Source organism: Nocardia sp. NPDC052566 (assembly GCF_044547285.1).
In the GTDB taxonomy this organism is placed as follows: domain Bacteria; phylum Actinomycetota; class Actinomycetes; order Mycobacteriales; family Mycobacteriaceae; genus Nocardia.
This window is the reverse complement of record NZ_JBIUAF010000006.1, coordinates 585,131-600,885: the sequence shown is the minus strand read 5'-3', so window position 1 is coordinate 600,885 and position 15,755 is coordinate 585,131. Positions and strand designations below refer to the sequence as shown.

General features: G+C 63.7%; 24 protein-coding genes. 20 read left to right on the top strand and 4 right to left on the bottom strand.

Annotated elements, in window-relative coordinates; all coding sequences use genetic code 11:
- The first annotated feature begins 190 nt into the window (after positions 1 to 190).
- The 9 genes from ACIG5A_RS32700 to ACIG5A_RS32660 all read left to right on the top strand — a co-directional run bounded on the left by ACIG5A_RS32700 (position 191) and on the right by ACIG5A_RS32660 (position 5,855).
- Entirely contained in the window at positions 191 to 781 is a 591-nt protein-coding gene (locus tag ACIG5A_RS32700) for a DUF3558 domain-containing protein (protein WP_397247190.1), read from the top strand.
- Between the two features lie 104 nt (positions 782 to 885).
- Positions 886 to 1,236 carry a hypothetical protein gene (locus tag ACIG5A_RS32695; RefSeq protein ID WP_397247188.1) on the top strand — a complete coding sequence of 117 codons (351 nt, stop codon included), beginning with the start codon at positions 886 to 888 and terminating at the stop codon, positions 1,234 to 1,236.
- Positions 1,233 to 2,492, top strand: coding sequence for a hypothetical protein (locus ACIG5A_RS32690; RefSeq protein WP_397247186.1), 1,260 nt, complete (start codon positions 1,233 to 1,235; stop codon positions 2,490 to 2,492). Before ACIG5A_RS32695 ends, ACIG5A_RS32690 begins: the two co-directional genes overlap by 4 nt.
- Entirely contained in the window at positions 2,492 to 3,283 is a 792-nt protein-coding gene (locus tag ACIG5A_RS32685) for an ESX secretion-associated protein EspG (protein ID WP_397247184.1), read from the top strand. Before ACIG5A_RS32690 ends, ACIG5A_RS32685 begins: the two co-directional genes overlap by 1 nt.
- Positions 3,284 to 3,362: 79 nt before the next feature.
- A complete protein-coding gene (locus ACIG5A_RS32680) occupies positions 3,363 to 3,749 on the top strand; it encodes a hypothetical protein (protein WP_397247182.1) in 387 nt (128 codons plus the stop codon).
- 32 nt (positions 3,750 to 3,781) lie between these two features.
- The gene (locus ACIG5A_RS32675; RefSeq protein ID WP_397247180.1) at positions 3,782 to 4,096 is read left to right on the top strand and encodes a hypothetical protein; all 315 of its coding nucleotides are present in this window, start codon (positions 3,782 to 3,784) and stop codon (positions 4,094 to 4,096) included.
- Positions 4,093 to 4,410: a type VII secretion target gene (locus tag ACIG5A_RS32670; RefSeq protein WP_397247178.1), complete on the top strand. Its 318-nt coding sequence runs from the start codon at positions 4,093 to 4,095 to the stop codon at positions 4,408 to 4,410. The genes ACIG5A_RS32675 and ACIG5A_RS32670 overlap by 4 nt, the downstream gene beginning before the upstream one ends.
- A 2-nt stretch (positions 4,411 to 4,412) precedes the next feature.
- Positions 4,413 to 5,174, top strand: a complete 762-nt coding sequence (locus ACIG5A_RS32665; RefSeq protein ID WP_397247176.1) for a WXG100 family type VII secretion target — start codon at positions 4,413 to 4,415, stop codon at positions 5,172 to 5,174.
- A gap of 3 nt (positions 5,175 to 5,177) precedes the next feature.
- Positions 5,178 to 5,855 carry a hypothetical protein gene (locus ACIG5A_RS32660; RefSeq protein WP_397247174.1) on the top strand — a complete coding sequence of 226 codons (678 nt, stop codon included), beginning with the start codon at positions 5,178 to 5,180 and terminating at the stop codon, positions 5,853 to 5,855.
- A 126-nt stretch (positions 5,856 to 5,981) separates the two neighbouring features.
- Here the strand turns inward: ACIG5A_RS32660 and ACIG5A_RS32655 are convergent, their stop codons facing one another.
- Together ACIG5A_RS32655 and ACIG5A_RS32650 are read right to left on the bottom strand one after the other, a co-directional pair.
- Positions 5,982 to 6,134, bottom strand: a complete 153-nt coding sequence (locus ACIG5A_RS32655; RefSeq protein WP_397247172.1) for a hypothetical protein — start codon at positions 6,132 to 6,134, stop codon at positions 5,982 to 5,984.
- A 12-nt stretch (positions 6,135 to 6,146) separates the two neighbouring features.
- Positions 6,147 to 6,380 carry a hypothetical protein gene (locus ACIG5A_RS32650; RefSeq protein WP_397247170.1) on the bottom strand — a complete coding sequence of 78 codons (234 nt, stop codon included), beginning with the start codon at positions 6,378 to 6,380 and terminating at the stop codon, positions 6,147 to 6,149.
- A 117-nt stretch (positions 6,381 to 6,497) separates the two neighbouring features.
- Here ACIG5A_RS32650 and ACIG5A_RS32645 point away from each other — a divergent pair, with 117 nt between their 5' ends.
- Positions 6,498 to 6,707 carry a hypothetical protein gene (locus tag ACIG5A_RS32645; protein ID WP_397247168.1) on the top strand — a complete coding sequence of 70 codons (210 nt, stop codon included), beginning with the start codon at positions 6,498 to 6,500 and terminating at the stop codon, positions 6,705 to 6,707.
- Here the strand turns inward: ACIG5A_RS32645 and ACIG5A_RS32640 are convergent, their stop codons facing one another.
- A complete protein-coding gene (locus ACIG5A_RS32640) occupies positions 6,708 to 6,953 on the bottom strand; it encodes a hypothetical protein (RefSeq protein WP_397247166.1) in 246 nt (81 codons plus the stop codon). It lies immediately after the preceding gene.
- Positions 6,954 to 7,296: 343 nt separating this feature from the next.
- Here ACIG5A_RS32640 and ACIG5A_RS32635 point away from each other — a divergent pair, with 343 nt between their 5' ends.
- The 5 genes from ACIG5A_RS32635 (at position 7,297) to ACIG5A_RS32615 (ending at position 10,634) form a co-directional block, all read left to right on the top strand.
- Positions 7,297 to 7,968: a hypothetical protein gene (locus ACIG5A_RS32635; protein WP_397247164.1), complete on the top strand. Its 672-nt coding sequence runs from the start codon at positions 7,297 to 7,299 to the stop codon at positions 7,966 to 7,968.
- Positions 7,958 to 8,344, top strand: a complete 387-nt coding sequence (locus ACIG5A_RS32630; RefSeq protein ID WP_397247162.1) for a hypothetical protein — start codon at positions 7,958 to 7,960, stop codon at positions 8,342 to 8,344. Before ACIG5A_RS32635 ends, ACIG5A_RS32630 begins: the two co-directional genes overlap by 11 nt.
- Before the next feature lie 116 nt (positions 8,345 to 8,460).
- Positions 8,461 to 8,856, top strand: a complete 396-nt coding sequence (locus ACIG5A_RS32625) for a DUF4189 domain-containing protein (RefSeq protein WP_397247160.1) — start codon at positions 8,461 to 8,463, stop codon at positions 8,854 to 8,856.
- A 281-nt stretch (positions 8,857 to 9,137) separates the two neighbouring features.
- Positions 9,138 to 9,452, top strand: coding sequence for a hypothetical protein (locus ACIG5A_RS32620; RefSeq protein ID WP_397247158.1), 315 nt, complete (start codon positions 9,138 to 9,140; stop codon positions 9,450 to 9,452).
- Between the two features lie 12 nt (positions 9,453 to 9,464).
- The gene (locus ACIG5A_RS32615; protein ID WP_397247156.1) at positions 9,465 to 10,634 is read left to right on the top strand and encodes an MAB_1171c family putative transporter; all 1,170 of its coding nucleotides are present in this window, start codon (positions 9,465 to 9,467) and stop codon (positions 10,632 to 10,634) included.
- On the opposite strand, the gene ACIG5A_RS32610 is transcribed toward ACIG5A_RS32615, so the two are convergent.
- Positions 10,631 to 11,263 (bottom strand): O-methyltransferase, encoded by a 633-nt coding sequence (locus ACIG5A_RS32610; protein WP_397247154.1) that lies wholly within the window; start codon positions 11,261 to 11,263, stop codon positions 10,631 to 10,633. The two genes, ACIG5A_RS32615 and ACIG5A_RS32610, sit on opposite strands and share 4 nt — an antisense overlap.
- 318 nt (positions 11,264 to 11,581) lie before the next feature.
- Between ACIG5A_RS32610 and sigE the strand changes: the two genes are divergently transcribed.
- From sigE to ACIG5A_RS32585, 5 genes are all read left to right on the top strand, one after another.
- Positions 11,582 to 12,253, top strand: a complete 672-nt coding sequence (gene sigE, locus ACIG5A_RS32605) for an RNA polymerase sigma factor SigE (protein WP_397247151.1) — start codon at positions 11,582 to 11,584, stop codon at positions 12,251 to 12,253.
- A gap of 62 nt (positions 12,254 to 12,315) precedes the next feature.
- A complete protein-coding gene (locus ACIG5A_RS32600; protein WP_397247148.1) occupies positions 12,316 to 12,702 on the top strand; it encodes a hypothetical protein in 387 nt (128 codons plus the stop codon).
- A gap of 10 nt (positions 12,703 to 12,712) precedes the next feature.
- Complete coding sequence (locus tag ACIG5A_RS32595; RefSeq protein ID WP_397247146.1) at positions 12,713 to 14,272, top strand: trypsin-like peptidase domain-containing protein; 1,560 nt, start codon at positions 12,713 to 12,715, stop codon at positions 14,270 to 14,272.
- Positions 14,273 to 14,382: 110 nt separating this feature from the next.
- Positions 14,383 to 14,799, top strand: coding sequence for a Sec-independent protein translocase protein TatB (gene tatB, locus ACIG5A_RS32590; RefSeq protein WP_397247144.1), 417 nt, complete (start codon positions 14,383 to 14,385; stop codon positions 14,797 to 14,799).
- Between the two features lie 52 nt (positions 14,800 to 14,851).
- On the top strand, positions 14,852 to 15,712 hold the full coding sequence (locus tag ACIG5A_RS32585; protein WP_397247142.1) for a hypothetical protein: 861 nt from the start codon (positions 14,852 to 14,854) through the stop codon (positions 15,710 to 15,712).
- The last annotated feature ends 43 nt before the right edge of the window (positions 15,713 to 15,755 follow it).

Genomic DNA, 15,755 nt, shown 5'->3' with positions numbered 1-15,755 from the left:
CAGTTCGATGGAACCGGTCCCGGGTCCAGTGCGTCTGAATATTGAAGGCAACGTATGAGAGGCGGCTGATGCCCGGCTACCACGGCAGTGGGACTGATGGCTGGAGCCGCGACGAGCAACCACTGGCAACGGCGGAGGTTGTTAGGCTCGGCTGGAAATTGCCGAGCGATGATCGACAAGAGGGGTGGGCATGCGCGCGTCCGCGGGAGTGGTGCTGATGACGGCGGCTATAGTCGCCGGGCCTGTTCTGGCTGGTTGCGACTCGTCGAGCAATGGTGGGGATAAGCCAGCCGCGAGCACGACAGGAGCTTCAGGCGCACCCACCACGAACGCATCCGGGTCCGGGCTGGCAAAAGACGTGCCGACAGGATTCGACCCCTGCACCGACATACCGGCGGACGTGCTGGCGTCCGAGAAACTGAAGGCCTCCGGACGCAAGGACTTGGATGCACCCGGTGGGGTGAAATGGCGGGGCTGCGGGTGGGTTCGCCCGAACGGCTACGCCGTGGCGATTAAGACCACCAATCTGACAGTCCAAGCAGTCCGCGATCGCAACTTCGCTGGTGCAGAGCAATTCACCATCGCTGGTCGCCCGGCAATCGCGGCCCATCAACTGGACGACAAGGCCGCATGCATTGTGAATGTCGAGATGAAAGGCGGAAGCTTGGAGTTCAATCTCGACAATCCACCGTCACGCAGCGAAACCGGGAAGGTCGAATCGTGCCAACTGGCGCGGACACTCGCCGAGAAAGTCGTACCCAGCGTGCCAGCTAGCGCGTGACAGCTTCTTAGGGAGGGACGAAACCTATGGCAACCGAACCGAATTCGCCAAGTCCGTTGACAAACATGATTACAGAGGCTCGCGCAGGCCGACTGGATTTACGGATGGATCCCGAGGAATTCGCTAAGATCGACTATGAATGCGAGAAATTCAAGCTGGTGATCCAAGACATCCAGCAAGACATGCGCGAAATCTCTGAGATCGCAACGTGGGGCATCGGCGATCACACCGGATCACAGTTGACCTCCGCACCGACCATGGCGAAACGCTTTCGCGAGAAGGCCATGGGCGGAAGCGACGACTACCACACGGTCCTCGAGGAGCACTACAAGATCGTGGAGGATATCCGCGTACTCCACGAGGTCATGCGCGACCGCTACATCGCGACAGACGCAGATTGGGCGGCGCGTTTCCGTGCCCAGCTGACCTCGCTCCAGCAGGGGCAAGGCAAATGAGCGGAAACGAAGCACCGAAGATCCCGCCGACCACCGAATACCCAATTTGCTGGACGCACAAGGGAATCAAGGAAACCTTCGACAAGGTGGCCACCGAACCCGCCAACGGCGCGGCAACCAAGTACTCGCAGGCCGGGACGAAGTGGGCCCAGGGGCTGGAGGCGTTCCGGCAGCGCATGCAGACGTCTATTGCCTCGGCATGGGAAGGCCAAGCAGCGCGGGCGTCGATCGACGCGATCCGGCGCTACACCACCGACGCCGATCAACTGACTTCGACATTCAACACGGTAAGCGCACAGATCACCGCGGCAGCAACCTCCGCTACCGACACCAAAAGCGCCATCCCCGATCTGATCGGCGATCCCCCGTGGTACGACCTCGACGGATATCCCTGGAACAAGTCGGTCCTGGAGGGTCGTCGCAACGACGCCGAGGACGACGCTCGCGACAAGATGCGCGACCGCTACGTCAAGCCGTTCGCTCTCACTGACGGCTCTATCCCGGTCCTACCCAGGCCGCTCGATCCAACCCGCCCGCTTGATATCCCGACTCCCAGCAACGGCGACACCAGCGGAGACAACAGTGGCGGCCCGAGCACCAATGGTCGCCCCAACAACTCCGGGCCGTCCACTACCGATCAGCCTGGCAGCCAGAACCCGAGCAATCCCGCCAATCAGGAAAAACAAGGCGACCAGTCCTCGCCGGACAAGAGCTCCAACCAGACCAATCCGTCCAATACAACGTCAACCAGCCAGAACCAAGCGGGAACACAGCAAGACGCGAACAAGAACACCCCCGGTAACCCGACGACTCCAGCCAGCACCACCACACCAGGTACGCCTGGCAACGCGCCCACCCGAACCTCCCGCCCAGGCAGTCCCGGTGGTCCCGGCAGTCCTGGCACACGTCCAGGGTCACCAGGTCGAAGCATCCCTGGGGCCCCGATGGCGCCAGGCACGACGACGTCTCCGGCAGCAGCCGCGGCTGCTGCCGCGGGCCGCGGTGCGTCCGGACTCCCGGGGATGATGGCGCCAGGCGCAGGTCGCGGCAAGCAAGAAGGGGATGCCGAACACAAAACGCCCGACTACCTCATCAACCACGAGAACACCGACGAACTGCTGGGCGAGGCGCCGCGAGTAATCCCCGATGGCGTGATCGGAGGAGGCGCTAGAGCCGCTTCGGTGCCCCGGGCTCAAGAACCACCCTCACAAAATCGCGAATCGACACCCGACCGCGGTCGCAGCGGAGCCAGGTGATGGGCGAATGGACTTGGGAACCAGACGATTTCGCCGCACTGTGGTTCAGCGCTGCGAATGACCGTTTCCCCCGCCCCTTGCATCACCGCAGTCGCTTCACATTCCGTGAGGACTTCGACACCCACCGCACCGAAGTCCGCGAAAGCTACGACAGCGACGAGATGGAAGAAATCCAACTCGCCCTGCACACCCTCACCACGTCGGACGTGCGAATCGAGATCCTTGGCGGCACAACGAAACACCGCGCAAACGACGGCAGCAGACGCGAGTATCGCCTCCTCGGCGCCCGCAACCTGTATCACGCAGTGGTGCTGTTCCAGTCAGCTGCCAACGGCGAACATGGACAGGTTCGTCTACGAACCTGCTCAACCGAGGCACTCCCTGCACGAATCGTGAACTTCCTTCCTGGATGCAACCCGGGAAGCGCCGGAGCCGCCGTCTTCCATGCTCAGGACCTGGCACGACCACGCGATCCACACTTCGGGGCATCGCGCCATAACGATTCACTTGTGCAGTACAAGGGGTTGCTCGATCGTCCTGTTGACGGCGGCGGCAACGCCGGTCTCCTGATCGGCCCGATCCACGATCGACCAAGCCCTCGAAACACATTGCGCTGGTACGACATTACCGACGACGGCCGCTACACCGAACAGCGCACCGCCGAGCACATCACGGTGCGCCCAACCGTCCCCCAAGACCTAGCGGCGGAATTCACCACATGGATCAATAAAGCCGTCCAGCAGTTACGGGAGGAGACGGACGATAATGTCCTGCATCCCTACGACGCATGATTCACCACTACCTCTTCTGGCTAAATTGGTATACGCCCGACAATGACAGCAACTGATTACCTATCAATGAGGGGCACAGATGAGACTCGAAGATTACCAGCGACTTGTGGCCGAGACCGAGGAGCAGATCGAGGCCTTCAGCGCACGCGTGCATAATGTGATTTCGTCCGCAGCCGAGCAGCCAGTTCGTGCGCGGTCAAGCGATGGGTTAGCGGTCGCTGTTGTTTCTGGCGATGGAAGACAGGTGCTGGATATCAATCTACCGCAAGGCCTAGGCGATTTCACACGCCCAGCCTGGGCCTTAACCGAGGATTTAGATACTACGTGCCGGGCGATCGTGGAGGCAGTAAACAAGGCTCGAAACAACGCTTCCACGATCGGAATCGAACAGCTCCGTCAGGAGTTTCCTGACGCATACGATCTGCTCACAGATCTGAACCCAGACGGCAACCAACCGGCTCGTTGATCAAATCAGCAACCCATTAAAGGAAGAGCTTTGTGACAGATTTTGACCGCATCTACGCGCTTGTGCAAGAGATAAATCGTGACTGGAATCGCGCAGTGATGGCGATCCGAAACCGCGAACCACTACCTCCCGCCGAACAATACACTGTTCCGATTGTCGATAATTTCGATGGAACCGATTTCGGGTGGGTTGTCATCGATAGTCGAGGGGTTCTGCAATCCATCAATCTTGACCCCGACGAGGTTTCCCAAGCAAGCGAAAACCACGTGCTCGAAGCTCTGCTCACCACGCTTAACGGCGAGTTCGGAACCACGCGACCGACTGGAACAGCTGAAGGAAACCGATGACCGACTTCCATGTGGTCCCTCAAGCCTTGCGAACGCAAGCCAACGAAATAATAAACACGGCTGGCCACTATAACTTGGCAGCCAATTATGTTGGCGATCACCGAATGCCACCTCTCACCCTCGGCATCTTCGGAAAAGACGTTGCAAGCATATTCAATGATGTAGCAACCAATGTGCACGACAAGCTCGACAAGGGTAAGAAATCTATCCAGTCGGCCGGCGAAGGCATAAGCACGTGTGCCACCAACTATGAAAATGTAGATGCGCAGTACTATCGAGAGTTCGGATATATCGACGAGATGCTGGGGTACTGAACATGGGTAGCAAAACCATCAAAGGTTATCCGATCCCTGCCGACAAGAACCCCAACAACCTCCCGGAGGAGCTCATTTTTCCGTGGGGTCCGGCCAGCACGCTGGTCACCTGGGCCGAGCGGGTCAACGTCCCCGGCGTCCGCGAGAACGTCGACATCATTCACGGCATGCTGGGCAATCCGAACAACGTGCCGCCGATTACCAGCGCATGGCGAACTGCGGTCCAGGAGCTAACCTCCTCGATCGATGGCAGCGACCACAGTGTCGGCTTGCAGACCGCAAAGGAAAATCTGACCGGCAGATGGAATGGCCCGGCACGCGAAGCCGCTGTGAGTTATGTCGAACGGATAGTTAAGACCACTGAGGACACTCGCAAGATTCTAGCGGACATTACCGGCAAGATCGACGCCTTCCGATCCAAGATTGTAAATAACTATTCAACAGCAATCGGCCACATCGCTAATTATGCCACGATTATTCTCCAATATGCAGGGGACACATTAGCGGTGGTTGAAGGCGCTCTGACTTTTGATTTCGATTTGGCGGGGCAAACTAAGGCCATCGTCAAAGCATTAAAGGACTTCATCACGGAAACCACCGCGGTCATTAAGGACGTAATCACGTACCGAGACAATCTGTTGACAGGATTGGAGGAAATCAGGACACTTGCTGCGCAGATCGCCGTTCCTCCCGAAATCGCCCCGGTTGCTCTGGACAACGGCAGCTGGAAGCCGCGCAAGCCAACCGGGCCGCCGGTGGGATAGCACATGAAATCGACAGCCGCAGTCACGCTGAGCATATTGGCCGCTACATTAATACTAGCCACGGCCTGCTCAGATCTGAGGAATACCTCGGAGCAGGCGAAGTTCGCATCTCTACCATCGGATTGCTGGGCGTTGGAAAAATCGACCACAACGCCAGTGAAGCAATTCGGCGGGTCACTGTACGACGAGAATCTGCGATTCAAGATTGTCGACCGCTCACCTCTACCGCCGGTCTTGCAATCAAGCTCATTTCCATGCAGCGTGCACTACACCGCCAAAACTCTACCAGAGAGGCGCGAGACAGGAGATAGGCCGCAGTTTCGTTTTATCTCGATCTGGCTCACCATAGATACCTCATCCGAAGATCCAATCGAATCGACGAAGGAATTCTTCGGTAAACAGCGCGATAAACGCCGCGGGGAAAAAATCTACATAAACGCAGGTGATGAGGCGTTCACTAGTGAACAGCAGAAGGTAGGCCGTGAGGTACAAGCAGAAACTTCATTTCGGATCAGCAACTTGATAGTCGAAGTGACCGCGTCGGCGACAAATTTCTCAGGAACAGATGACATCGCCATCGATAGCCCTTCCGCTCAACAGGTATCGGAAGCTAAATTAGCCGCCGAATCGATCGCCCGCGCGATAGCCGACAACATCGCCACGATAATGCCGAGGAAATGAGCGTATCCGAGCCAGCCACCGCCTAGCACCTCACAAGATCATCAGGAACTGAGGTAACTGGCTTCTCGTACTTTGCCGCCATCAGTTCCTGATGATCTTGCCTTTCGCCCCTTGGCCATGGCGGGCTCACTCATCAGCAGCCCACGCCTCCAATCCGGATGCCGAGGCTGCCTCGGCGAAGGCGATATCGTCGGCGGTCGTGGTAACAGCGGTCAACTCTTCGGCGAGCAGCATTCGCCGGACCGCGCGATAGACGTAGTCGCTCACGTTGTCCTTCAACACCACCTCGGCTCAGAGGATTTCGAGGTCGATCGGCATGTTCAGATTCGCATACGGGCCGGGATCGTCGGTGAGTACCGGATATCCGGTGACCTGGGATTCCCATGCGACATGGGCGATATCGAGGTCGATCGGCCCCGCGGCAGCATTCGCGACCACGACCAGACCGGGCACGATGAGCTGAGACAGCGGGGTGACAGTGAACCCCACGGCGTCGAAGTCGGCTGGGTCGGTGCCAGCGAGCACGGGCCCGAAGCCGCCCTGCCCACCCCACTTTCCAAATAGCCGCTATTCCAGCTCGGATGGGGTATTCAGGGGGTGCGGCGCCGTGGGGGAGTCGCGTGTCCGGGAGAGGGTGCGGCGATGGTTTGGAACAACGATGATGACAGCGAGATCATTTTCTCGCGGCAGCTCAATTGGGGGCGGGTGGCGATCGTGGCCGGGCTGGTGCTGATGCTGGCCGTGCTGGTGATGGTGCTGGTCAGCACGGCCGATTTCGGGGATGGCGACAGATCTACGGTGCCGAGCAGTCCGGGGAGTTGCCAGCCGTTCTGTCCACAGCCGACGCCGTGATCACGGGGGCGGCGGGTTGACCGTCGCCGTACAGAACGGGGCGCAGGGGCCGTGGGAGATCTGCGGGGTCCGGGTCGGGTCGTCGCCGAAATCGGCTGTGCTGACGAACACCAGCACCACGACACCGACCAGCAGCACCCCGAGGAATGCGACGACCGCGATCGGCAGCCAGCCGAATACCCCGTGCTTGTGGACCTCATGGGTGAAGTGCGCGGTGTGCGCGATCTCTAATCCGCGTTCCCACATCGGGAGCCTCCTTCGTGTGCCGCCGCACCTGCCCGGCGGAACACACGATGGCAACCACCCGGCGACGCGGACGCCGGCTCCTTCCTGGATACCCGCCACCGGCCCACGAAACCAGCGATGTGCGATGGCGCCCCTATCCCGTTGCAGCACAAGTGAATACGCAGCCACTGGAGACGGACCCTCCCCTCCGGAGTCCGTCTCCAGCACTTCCTCAGGATACGAACCCACTACTCCAGAGGCAATATTAACTGTTAACTAACAATAAAATTTAAGCAAGAACCCCGCGAGAGGTTCCGGCGCCGACACCGATTGATGGCCAGTTGAGTGTTGTTACACTCCAGAGATGAGGGTCGGACATCCGGACCATTTCGGCGCCACGGCACGCGAGCGGCGCAGGCAACTGAACCTCACGCTGGACGGCGTGAAGGCCGCCGGCGGTCCCACCGGCCCGACGGTGATCCGGGCCGAAGCAGGTGAGCTCGAGGAACCGCGCCCGAGCACGCTGGCCAAGTTCGACCAAGCGCTGCAATGGGTTCCGGGCAGCGCAGCCCGGGTCTTCTGGGACCGGGGCGAGCCGCGCCTGCCCCAATCCGATCGTCCGCCGCTGGATCCAGGAGCGGCCGAGGTATCACTCCCGCTGGAACTCGTCCTCGAATTGCTCACCACACAGCGCAGACTCGGCGACTTCGTCGACGGACCCGGCACCGATTTGGGCGCACTCCGCGCGATCAGCGGGTCGCTCAACGAGCAAATCAGCGCTCTCGTCGGCATGTTCGTCACCGATCTGCTCGAACGCAATCGCGTGCACGACCAGCCCGGGCAGTTGCATCCCTTGCTGATGTTCGCCTTCGGCGACCTGCTGGACAGCCCAGCGAACGGGCCAGCAGAATCAGAGGAGAAGTTGTATCGCCGCTGGTTGATCGGGCGGGAATCCGGCCTCACCGCCGAACTCACCCGCGCATTCCAGGCCCGCCTCGACAACAAGTTACGAATGGTGAACAGTCGTGACCACTGATCCGCCCACCCCGCTGTCCGCACGAGTCAACCTGCTGTTCCGGGTATTTCACGCCAAGGGCGAACCGGAGCAGACCAGCGACGAGGTGGCCAAGGCGGTGAGCGCCGCGACCGGAGCGAGCGTGTCGCGCACCGTGATCGACGGCCTGCGCCGAGGTGATCCGGGGGACGCCGCCCTGCTGACCGCATTGGCCGCGCATTTCGGCGCTCCTGCCGCCTATCTCCTCGCGCCCGACTCGGAAGTTGTGGTGCTGCACCGGAAGCTGCGGTTCCTCGCCGAGGCCAGGGATGCGGGCACCCGCCTGCTCGCATTGCGCGGCGACATGGAGCCGACGGCCGATCCGACCGAGCTGTTGGACCGGATTCTGGAGAGCTAGTTTATAGTTTTTTAAGCGCTATTTAACTACACTGGGTGGGGAGCTGCTGTCAGCTCGTCCGCAACCCAGGTCGATCCATCTCCCGGGCGCGGACTCATCACGCTCCAGGGGGACACATGACCGGCAAATCCACCACCGCACATCCCTATCGGCGAATCACGCGACTCGTACTCGGCGCCGCGATCCTGGCCGCGCCCTTGGCAACGGGATCGGTCGCGCAGGCCAGCAGCACCAACTACGGCGCCATCGCGGTGTCGTCACGGGGCGCATGGGGCTGGGCCGTCGACTACGCGACGTCCTCGCTCGCGGAATCCTGGGCAAGGAGCAGATGCGGACACTCCGACTGCACGGTTCTGGTCAGCTTCTCGAACAGCTGCGGCGCGGTCGCGGACGGCGGCAGAAAGTACTACGGCGGGCACGGCAGCACCCGCGCCGCGGCGGAGCGCAACGCCCTGGCCAGGGCGGGCGGCGGGTCGATCCTCACGTGGGCGTGCACCACCCGCCCCTACTGACCCCGGGGAACGGCCCAGTCCCCTTGCCACCCACCGACTCTCGACAGTCGGCGGGTGGACCGAGCTGGACAACCCGGAGAATCCGACCGGAGAATAGGGGGATGCGCAGACGCGCCAGGCCCGATCCCGCGCTCGAACGGATACGTCACCTGGCAAACGAGCTCGAGGTGCCCCGCCCATGGCACCTCACGACGTTCATCGAAAATGTGTCAGCGGTGGTGGGCAAGCCGATCGTTCTTGTCCCGCAACCCGATCTGACGGGCAGCGGATTCCCGTGCGGGTTGGTCGTCGAGCGCGCCGACAGCGTCGTCGTCGCATACGAGGCGGCGAGCACGGGCTACCACGCCGACCACATCGTGCTGCACGAAATCGCGCATCTGCTACTCGGCCACGGTGATTCGTCCGATGCGCAGCGGCGAACCATTCAAGCGCTCTTTCCCGAATTCGATACCGACAGTGTGCTGCGCGTGCTGGCGCGGGGCATTTATGACGATGTCCAGGAGCACCACGCCGAACTGTTCGCCTCCCTGATCATGTCCACAACAGATCCGGCCCATTCGGTTTCCGTCTTCGGCCGCGCTTTGTTTCGCGACTGATCGCGATCGGCGATGTTCGCCTCCGCACCGAGCGCCCCGACCATCGGCCTCATCCTCGGTGCATGGCTGGTACTCGCAGTGCGGCTCAATGGATTCCATGCGACCGCCTTCGACCGGCGGTTCAATATCGGCCTCGGAACAGTGGCGGCTGCTGCGACCATTCGAATACCAGTGATGCAGGCCGCTCTCGCCGCGAGTACCGGCTGGGGCATCCCGGAAGGACTGCTGTGTCAATTCGGCGCCGCGGCGGCCGCCAACTTCGGTGCGGCGGCCGCGTTGCGAATGTGGCAGACGGCGACCTACCGTGGGCTTTCCGTGACGCTGACGTACGGCTTGGCGAGTGCGAGCACCGTCGGCGCGATGATCGGCGCAGCGGCAACGGATCCCGGCGATCCTCGTGCGATCGATGACCAGACGGGCTGGGCGCAGTTCGGCTACTGGGCCTGCATTGTGCCGATGAACTACTGGATGGCCATCGCAGGCCTGAGCGTCTGCCTGCGGGAAGGGCGCCGACTGACCGACCGGCGCGAGCGTGTGCTGCACCTGATGGTCGCCGTGCTGATCGGGACCGCCGCGATCGGAATCGGCATCATGTTCGCCGGTTCGCTGCTGCGTGCGACGGATCATCCGAATTCGCTGACCAGCAGCGTCGACAGCACAGGCTTCACGATCCAGTTGCTCTCGTTCGTCGGCGTCGGGGCGGTGCCAGTGCTGGCGGCGTTGCCGAGCCGGATCGGACTCGACACCTGGTCACGGCGTCGAAAGCAGTTGCTGCCGTTGTGGACCGAGCTGACCAACGCCTGCCCCGAGGTGGTGCACCACACCGTGGGATCGCCGGGCGGCAGCCGGTATCTGTTGCATCGCACCGTGATCGAGATTCGCGACTGCGCGCTGATTCTGGCCAGGTACGGGCGCACGTCACACGGAGCCATCACCATCGCCATCGCTCGCGCCGCGCCTGCGGGACCGGATCGCGACGCACTGCATGTCGCAGTGCGTCTGGCGGATGCCTGCGCCGCCAGGGCCGGCGGGGACCAGCCCGCGGGCACCGGCACCATCACGTTGCCGGCGACCAGCAACCTGCGTGACGAGGCCGATGAGCTCGCCGCGATCGCCCAGCAATGGTCCGTCGCCAACGCCTTGCTCGCAGCGCCGGGCGCGAAGCCGGAGTCGGCGGTCTAACCCCGGGCGGCGCAGAGCAATCCGTCGCCCACCGGAATCAGCACACTGGTCAGGCCCGGATCCTCGGCGATGGCCCTGGTGGCGGCGCGCACGGCCATGGTGGCCGGATCGCGTTGTGTCGCATCGGGTACGCGCCCGCCGAGCAGGGCGTTGTGCAGCAGGATGGCGCCGCCGTCGCGGAGCAGCCGCACCGCCTGATGGACGTACTGCAGATGTTCGAGCGGCGCGGCGTCGATGAAGACGAGGTCGTAGGCGCCGTCGGCCAGGCGCGGCAGCACGTCGAGCGCGCGGCCGTTGATCAACCGGGTCCGCGCGGGCGGTATGTCGGCGGCACGGAACGCCTCCTTGGCGGCGCGCTGATGTTCCGGCTCGGAATCGATGCTGGTCAGCGTGCCGTCCCCGGCCATACCGTCGAGCAGCCAGAGCCCGCTCACGCCCGCACCGGTGCCGACCTCGACGACGGCGCGCGCGCCGAGCAGCTGGGCATACATGCTGAGCAGCGCGCCGACCGATGGCGGGATCGGCGCGGCGCCGAGTTCGGTGGCCCGCTCGCGCGCGCTCACGAGGATCTCGTCTTCCACGACGGACTCCTCCACGTAGGCGAGGTTCCGCTCCAGATTCGATGCCACGGGTAAAAGGCTAGCCCGACGACCCGCGTTTTCCGTGTACAAGCTGCGGCCACTAACAAACCTGGGCGCTCTCGCGACTTATTCAGCGGGGGAACAACCGGTTCAGATTCTCAGGTGTCCCTCAGGATCTCCATACCCCCGGCATATCGGGACAGGAAAGAGTGATAGCCACGCAAGACCAGCTGACCGCCCCGGGCGGGACGCGGGAACAACGACATACATCTCGTCGGTTGTACCCGTACGCGACGATCCGACGTTTTCGGATCAGCGCCGAAGTCCACGCAACGACGGTCCCGAGTAGGAGGTAGCCCCATCCACATGGTCGATGCGGCGCGTGAGTACGCCAACCTGCCAGAGTCGAGCCTGCCCGCCGAGGTCGGTCTCGCACCGGAAATCGTCCCGGCCGACGACGAGTTGACCGGCACCGCGGCTTTCGATGCCACGGGTGACCGCTCCGTCATGCCGACCTGGGACGAACTGGTCCGCGAACACGCCGACCGGGTGTACCGGCTCGCCTACCGTCTGTCCGGCGACGCCCAGGACGCGGAGGATCTGACCCAGGAGACGTTCATCCGGGTGTTCCGCTCGCTGTCCAACTATCAGCCGGGCACCTTCGAGGGCTGGTTGCACCGCATTACGACGAACCTGTTCCTGGACATGGTTCGCCGGCGCAACCGGATCAGGATGGAGGCGCTGCCCGAGGACTATGACCGGGTGCCCTCCGAGGGGCCGGGCCCGGAGCAGGCGTACCACGACGCCAGGCTCGATCCGGACCTGCAGTCCGCATTGGACTCGCTGGCGCCGGAGTTCCGTGCCGCCGTCGTGCTCTGTGACATCGAAGGTCTGTCTTACGAGGAGATCGGCGCTACCCTCGGGGTGAAGCTGGGTACGGTTCGTAGCCGGATCCATCGCGGCCGCCAGGCACTGCGCGACTACCTTGCGCATAATGGAGCTGAGCAGCGGTTGGCCGCTGACGCGAACATAGGGTGATCGTCGGGGAACCTGACATCACCCGAGGTACGGATGATGTCGGTTGGAAGGGTGAGCACCGAATGAGTGGCGACTCCAGCACGTCCGGTCGTCCGCGATTCCGTCCCACCGAACATTTGGCCAGCGAGGCGATCGCGGCCTATGTCGACGGCGAATTGCGGATGAACGCCTATCTGCGTGCCGCCCAACATGTTTCCGTCTGCCCGGAGTGCGCGGCGGAGGTCGACGCGCAGCAGCAGGCGCGGATCGCGCTGCGGCAGGCCGATCAGGTGTCGATTCCGACGTCGCTGCACGACAGTCTGACCCGTATTCCACTGGCCGAACTGCCCGGCGGTGCGAGCGCGTCCGCGCGCAGGCCCGCGCTCGAGAACCAGCGCGACGAGGCGGTTTTCGGGTTCAGGACCGATTCGTTCACCGCGACCCGGTGGACTTCGTGGTGGCGCAAGTAGAGTTTGGCGAGTGACCACCGAATCGACGAATTCCGGACCTGCGTCTGAATCGCGGCGGGCCGCCGGTGATACCACCGATTCGGCGGCCAGCAGGGGGAACCTGAGGCCGCCGGACGCGCCCGTATTGGGGCCACGGCCGGTTTATCGGCCGCATATCGATAAGCACACGGCGCGCGCGTTCCGCCGCCCGTCCGGTCAGAGCGGCTCCTTCGCCGAGCAAGCCTCCCGGACCACCGACGCGGTCGCCAAGAGCGGCCTGGAGCTGCACAACAGCCCGCCGGACGCGGTGCTCGCCGAGGCGTTCGCCCGGCCCGCCGATTCCACCGAACTCCTCCAGCGCGATCCCGATGCCGCCGAGCACGGCACGGCCGTCGCCGCACCCGCCGACCCGTGGCGCGATCCGGCCGCAGGCGCGCGCCTCGGGGCGCCCGCGGTGCCGACGCCGCGCCCGCAGCCGCTGCCGCAGGCGCGTAAGCTCACCGCACGCGAGGTGCTGTTCGGTTCCAGGGTCGCACCGAAAGCCCTTACCCTGCTTGCCATTGTCGCGTTGGGCATCGGCGTGCTCGGCGGCCTCGTCGGCAGGCTGACCGCCGAAGCCTCGGCCAATCTGACCTCGCGCAAAGTGTCGCTGCAGCAGTCGGGCGATCCCGACCGGCCGCACAACCAGATCGCGAAGGTGGCCAACGCGGTACTGCCCGGTGTGGTGTCGATCCGGGTCACCATCGGCGACAACGGCGTGATCGGCTCCGGCGTGGTGATCGACGGCCAGGGCTACATCGTCACCAACAATCACGTGATCTCGCTGGCCGCCAACGACAAGACCAACCGCGCCGCCATCGGGGTGACCTTCTCCGACGGCACTAAGGTGCCCGCCAAACTCGTCGGGCGCGACCCGAAAACCGACCTGGCGGTCATCAAGGTCGACGTGAACAACCTGACGGTGGTCACCCTCGGCAAGTCGGGTGATGTCCAGGTCGGTGACGAGGTGCTGGCCATCGGTTCGCCGCTCGGCCTGAGCAAGACGGTCACCGCGGGCATCGTCAGCACCCTGCATCGCCCGGTCGCGCTGTCGGGCGAGGGCAGCGACACCAAGGCCGTGATCGACGCCGTGCAGACCGACGCCGCCATCAACTCCGGCAACTCCGGTGGCGCGCTGATCGATATGGACGGCAAGCTCATCGGGATCAACACGGCGATCCGCACCGAGTCCGGCGGTTCCATCGGCATCGGCTTCGCCGTCCCCATCGACGTGGTCCGTGAGGTCACCCAGACGCTCATCAAGGACGGCCAGATCCATCACCCGGTGATCGGTGTCAGCGCGCGCACGAAGGCGGTGGAGAACGCCGCGATGACCGGCGCCGCGGTCGCCGATGTGCAGGCGGGCAGCCCGGCGGCGCGCGCGGGCATCGTCGAGGGCGATGTGATCGTGAAGGTCGGCGATCGCGAAGTGACGAGCGCGGACGAGCTGACGGTCGCGGTGCAGTCCAACCGGATCGGCCAGACGGTGAACGTGCAGTTGATTCGCGATGGCAGGCAGGTTGACGTGCCGGTGACGCTCGAATCCGACTGAACACGCGGCGCGAGCGTCGGGCCCGGAGGCGGCAGCGGAGCGTAACCACGAAGGGCCCCGGGAGCGCCGCCCAGTCGGTCCAGCGGCGCACGCCCGGGTAGCCTGGACTCGTGTTCAGCAGCATCGGCTGGAGCGAGATGGTCATCTTGCTCGTCGCCGCCCTCGTCATCCTCGGCCCGGAGCGACTGCCCGGCGCCGTTCGCTGGACTACGCGCAGCCTGCGTCAGGTGCGCGACTACGCGAGCGGTGCCACCTCGCAATTGAAGCAGGAGCTCGGGCCCGAGTTCGAGGAGTTGCGTAAGCCGCTGGCCGATTTGAACGAGCTGCGGAATATGAATCCGCGCTCGATGGTGACCAAACATCTTCTCAACGGCGACGATTCGCTGCTGCGCGATCTGGAGAAGGCCGTGCCCGATAAGCAGGAGCTTTTCGGCACCGGCGGCGGCATGTCCGACTACCCGATGCCCACTCCGCAGAAACCGTTGGAGCGCAACGAACGCCCGCCGATCGACCCCGACGCGACCTGATCCGTCAAGCGGGCTAGACGCCTAGTCCTGTCGAGCTGTCTAGACTTCGCACATGTCGGCCGATGACGTGGCGCGGGTTTTCGCGATCGAGGACAAGGTCGAGCGACTGAAGGCGGCCACCGATGGGGTGGCGGCGGCCCAGCAGACCATCAACGAACTCACCCGGATTCGCCGTGCGGTCATCCGGGAACTACATGCCGAAGGCTGGACCTTCGCCAGAATCGGTGCGGCAGCGGGACTTTCCCGCGCCAGAATCCATCAGGTCAGCACGCAGGGGCCCGCACCGGAAGGTCTGTTCTTCGGACACGGCGCGCTCACCATCATCACGCCCGAGGTGCGTGCGGGCCGGATGATCGGCGCGCCGGATCCGACCGCGGCGCCGCGACTGGTGGAGCTGCTGCGCGAACTCGGGTTCACGGTCACCGTCGAACATTTCCTGCCCGGCAGACCGCTCGATCTCAACCGGGACGGACTGATCGTGGTCGGCGGGCCCGAGCTGTCCCCCAGCCTGCGCCAGCTGATCGTGGCCGATCCTCGGCTGCGGCGTGCGGTGGCGCGCGCAGGCGACGCACGGCGCGGCATCGAGGACCGGGCAGCGCGCCGGGTGTATCGACCGGGCGGGCCGGATCCACACGACATCGCCTACCTCGCCAGGCTGCCGCGCCCAGACGGTCGCGGCACGGTGCTGATCATCGACGGGCTGCATCCGCCCGGCTCGCTCGGCGCGGTCCGGTTGCTCGCCACCCGGCTGGCCACGCTGCACGAACGGGCGAGCAACCACCTGTTCTCCGTACTCATCGCCGTCCGCTACGACCGCACCTCTGGCGAACCCGTAGATACCGACCTCTTAACGCCCGTCTATCGCCACGATTTGACCGAGTCGCGATCGGCCGTGCCGAGGACGCGGCGTTGAGCCGTCAAGTTTCCTCCGCGTGACGTGCTGGTTACCAGTTACT

What these genes read in the sequence shown, in the direction of transcription:
- ACIG5A_RS32700 (WP_397247190.1), top strand. Translation starts at nt 191, where the DNA reads ATGCGCGCGTCCGCGGGAGTGGTGCTGATGACGGCGGCTATAGTCGCC.
- ACIG5A_RS32695 (WP_397247188.1), top strand. Translation starts at nt 886, where the DNA reads ATGGATCCCGAGGAATTCGCTAAGATCGACTATGAATGCGAGAAATTC.
- ACIG5A_RS32690 (WP_397247186.1), top strand. Translation starts at nt 1,233, where the DNA reads ATGAGCGGAAACGAAGCACCGAAGATCCCGCCGACCACCGAATACCCA.
- ACIG5A_RS32685 (WP_397247184.1), top strand. Translation starts at nt 2,492, where the DNA reads ATGGGCGAATGGACTTGGGAACCAGACGATTTCGCCGCACTGTGGTTC.
- ACIG5A_RS32680 (WP_397247182.1), top strand. Translation starts at nt 3,363, where the DNA reads ATGAGACTCGAAGATTACCAGCGACTTGTGGCCGAGACCGAGGAGCAG.
- ACIG5A_RS32670 (WP_397247178.1), top strand. Translation starts at nt 4,093, where the DNA reads ATGACCGACTTCCATGTGGTCCCTCAAGCCTTGCGAACGCAAGCCAAC.
- ACIG5A_RS32665 (WP_397247176.1), top strand. Translation starts at nt 4,413, where the DNA reads ATGGGTAGCAAAACCATCAAAGGTTATCCGATCCCTGCCGACAAGAAC.
- ACIG5A_RS32660 (WP_397247174.1), top strand. Translation starts at nt 5,178, where the DNA reads ATGAAATCGACAGCCGCAGTCACGCTGAGCATATTGGCCGCTACATTA.
- ACIG5A_RS32645 (WP_397247168.1), top strand. Translation starts at nt 6,498, where the DNA reads ATGGTTTGGAACAACGATGATGACAGCGAGATCATTTTCTCGCGGCAG.
- ACIG5A_RS32640 (WP_397247166.1), bottom strand. Translation starts at nt 6,953, where the DNA reads ATGTGGGAACGCGGATTAGAGATCGCGCACACCGCGCACTTCACCCAT.
- ACIG5A_RS32635 (WP_397247164.1), top strand. Translation starts at nt 7,297, where the DNA reads ATGAGGGTCGGACATCCGGACCATTTCGGCGCCACGGCACGCGAGCGG.
- ACIG5A_RS32625 (WP_397247160.1), top strand. Translation starts at nt 8,461, where the DNA reads ATGACCGGCAAATCCACCACCGCACATCCCTATCGGCGAATCACGCGA.
- ACIG5A_RS32615 (WP_397247156.1), top strand. Translation starts at nt 9,465, where the DNA reads ATGTTCGCCTCCGCACCGAGCGCCCCGACCATCGGCCTCATCCTCGGT.
- sigE (WP_397247151.1), top strand. Translation starts at nt 11,582, where the DNA reads ATGGTCGATGCGGCGCGTGAGTACGCCAACCTGCCAGAGTCGAGCCTG.
- ACIG5A_RS32600 (WP_397247148.1), top strand. Translation starts at nt 12,316, where the DNA reads ATGAGTGGCGACTCCAGCACGTCCGGTCGTCCGCGATTCCGTCCCACC.
- ACIG5A_RS32585 (WP_397247142.1), top strand. Translation starts at nt 14,852, where the DNA reads ATGTCGGCCGATGACGTGGCGCGGGTTTTCGCGATCGAGGACAAGGTC.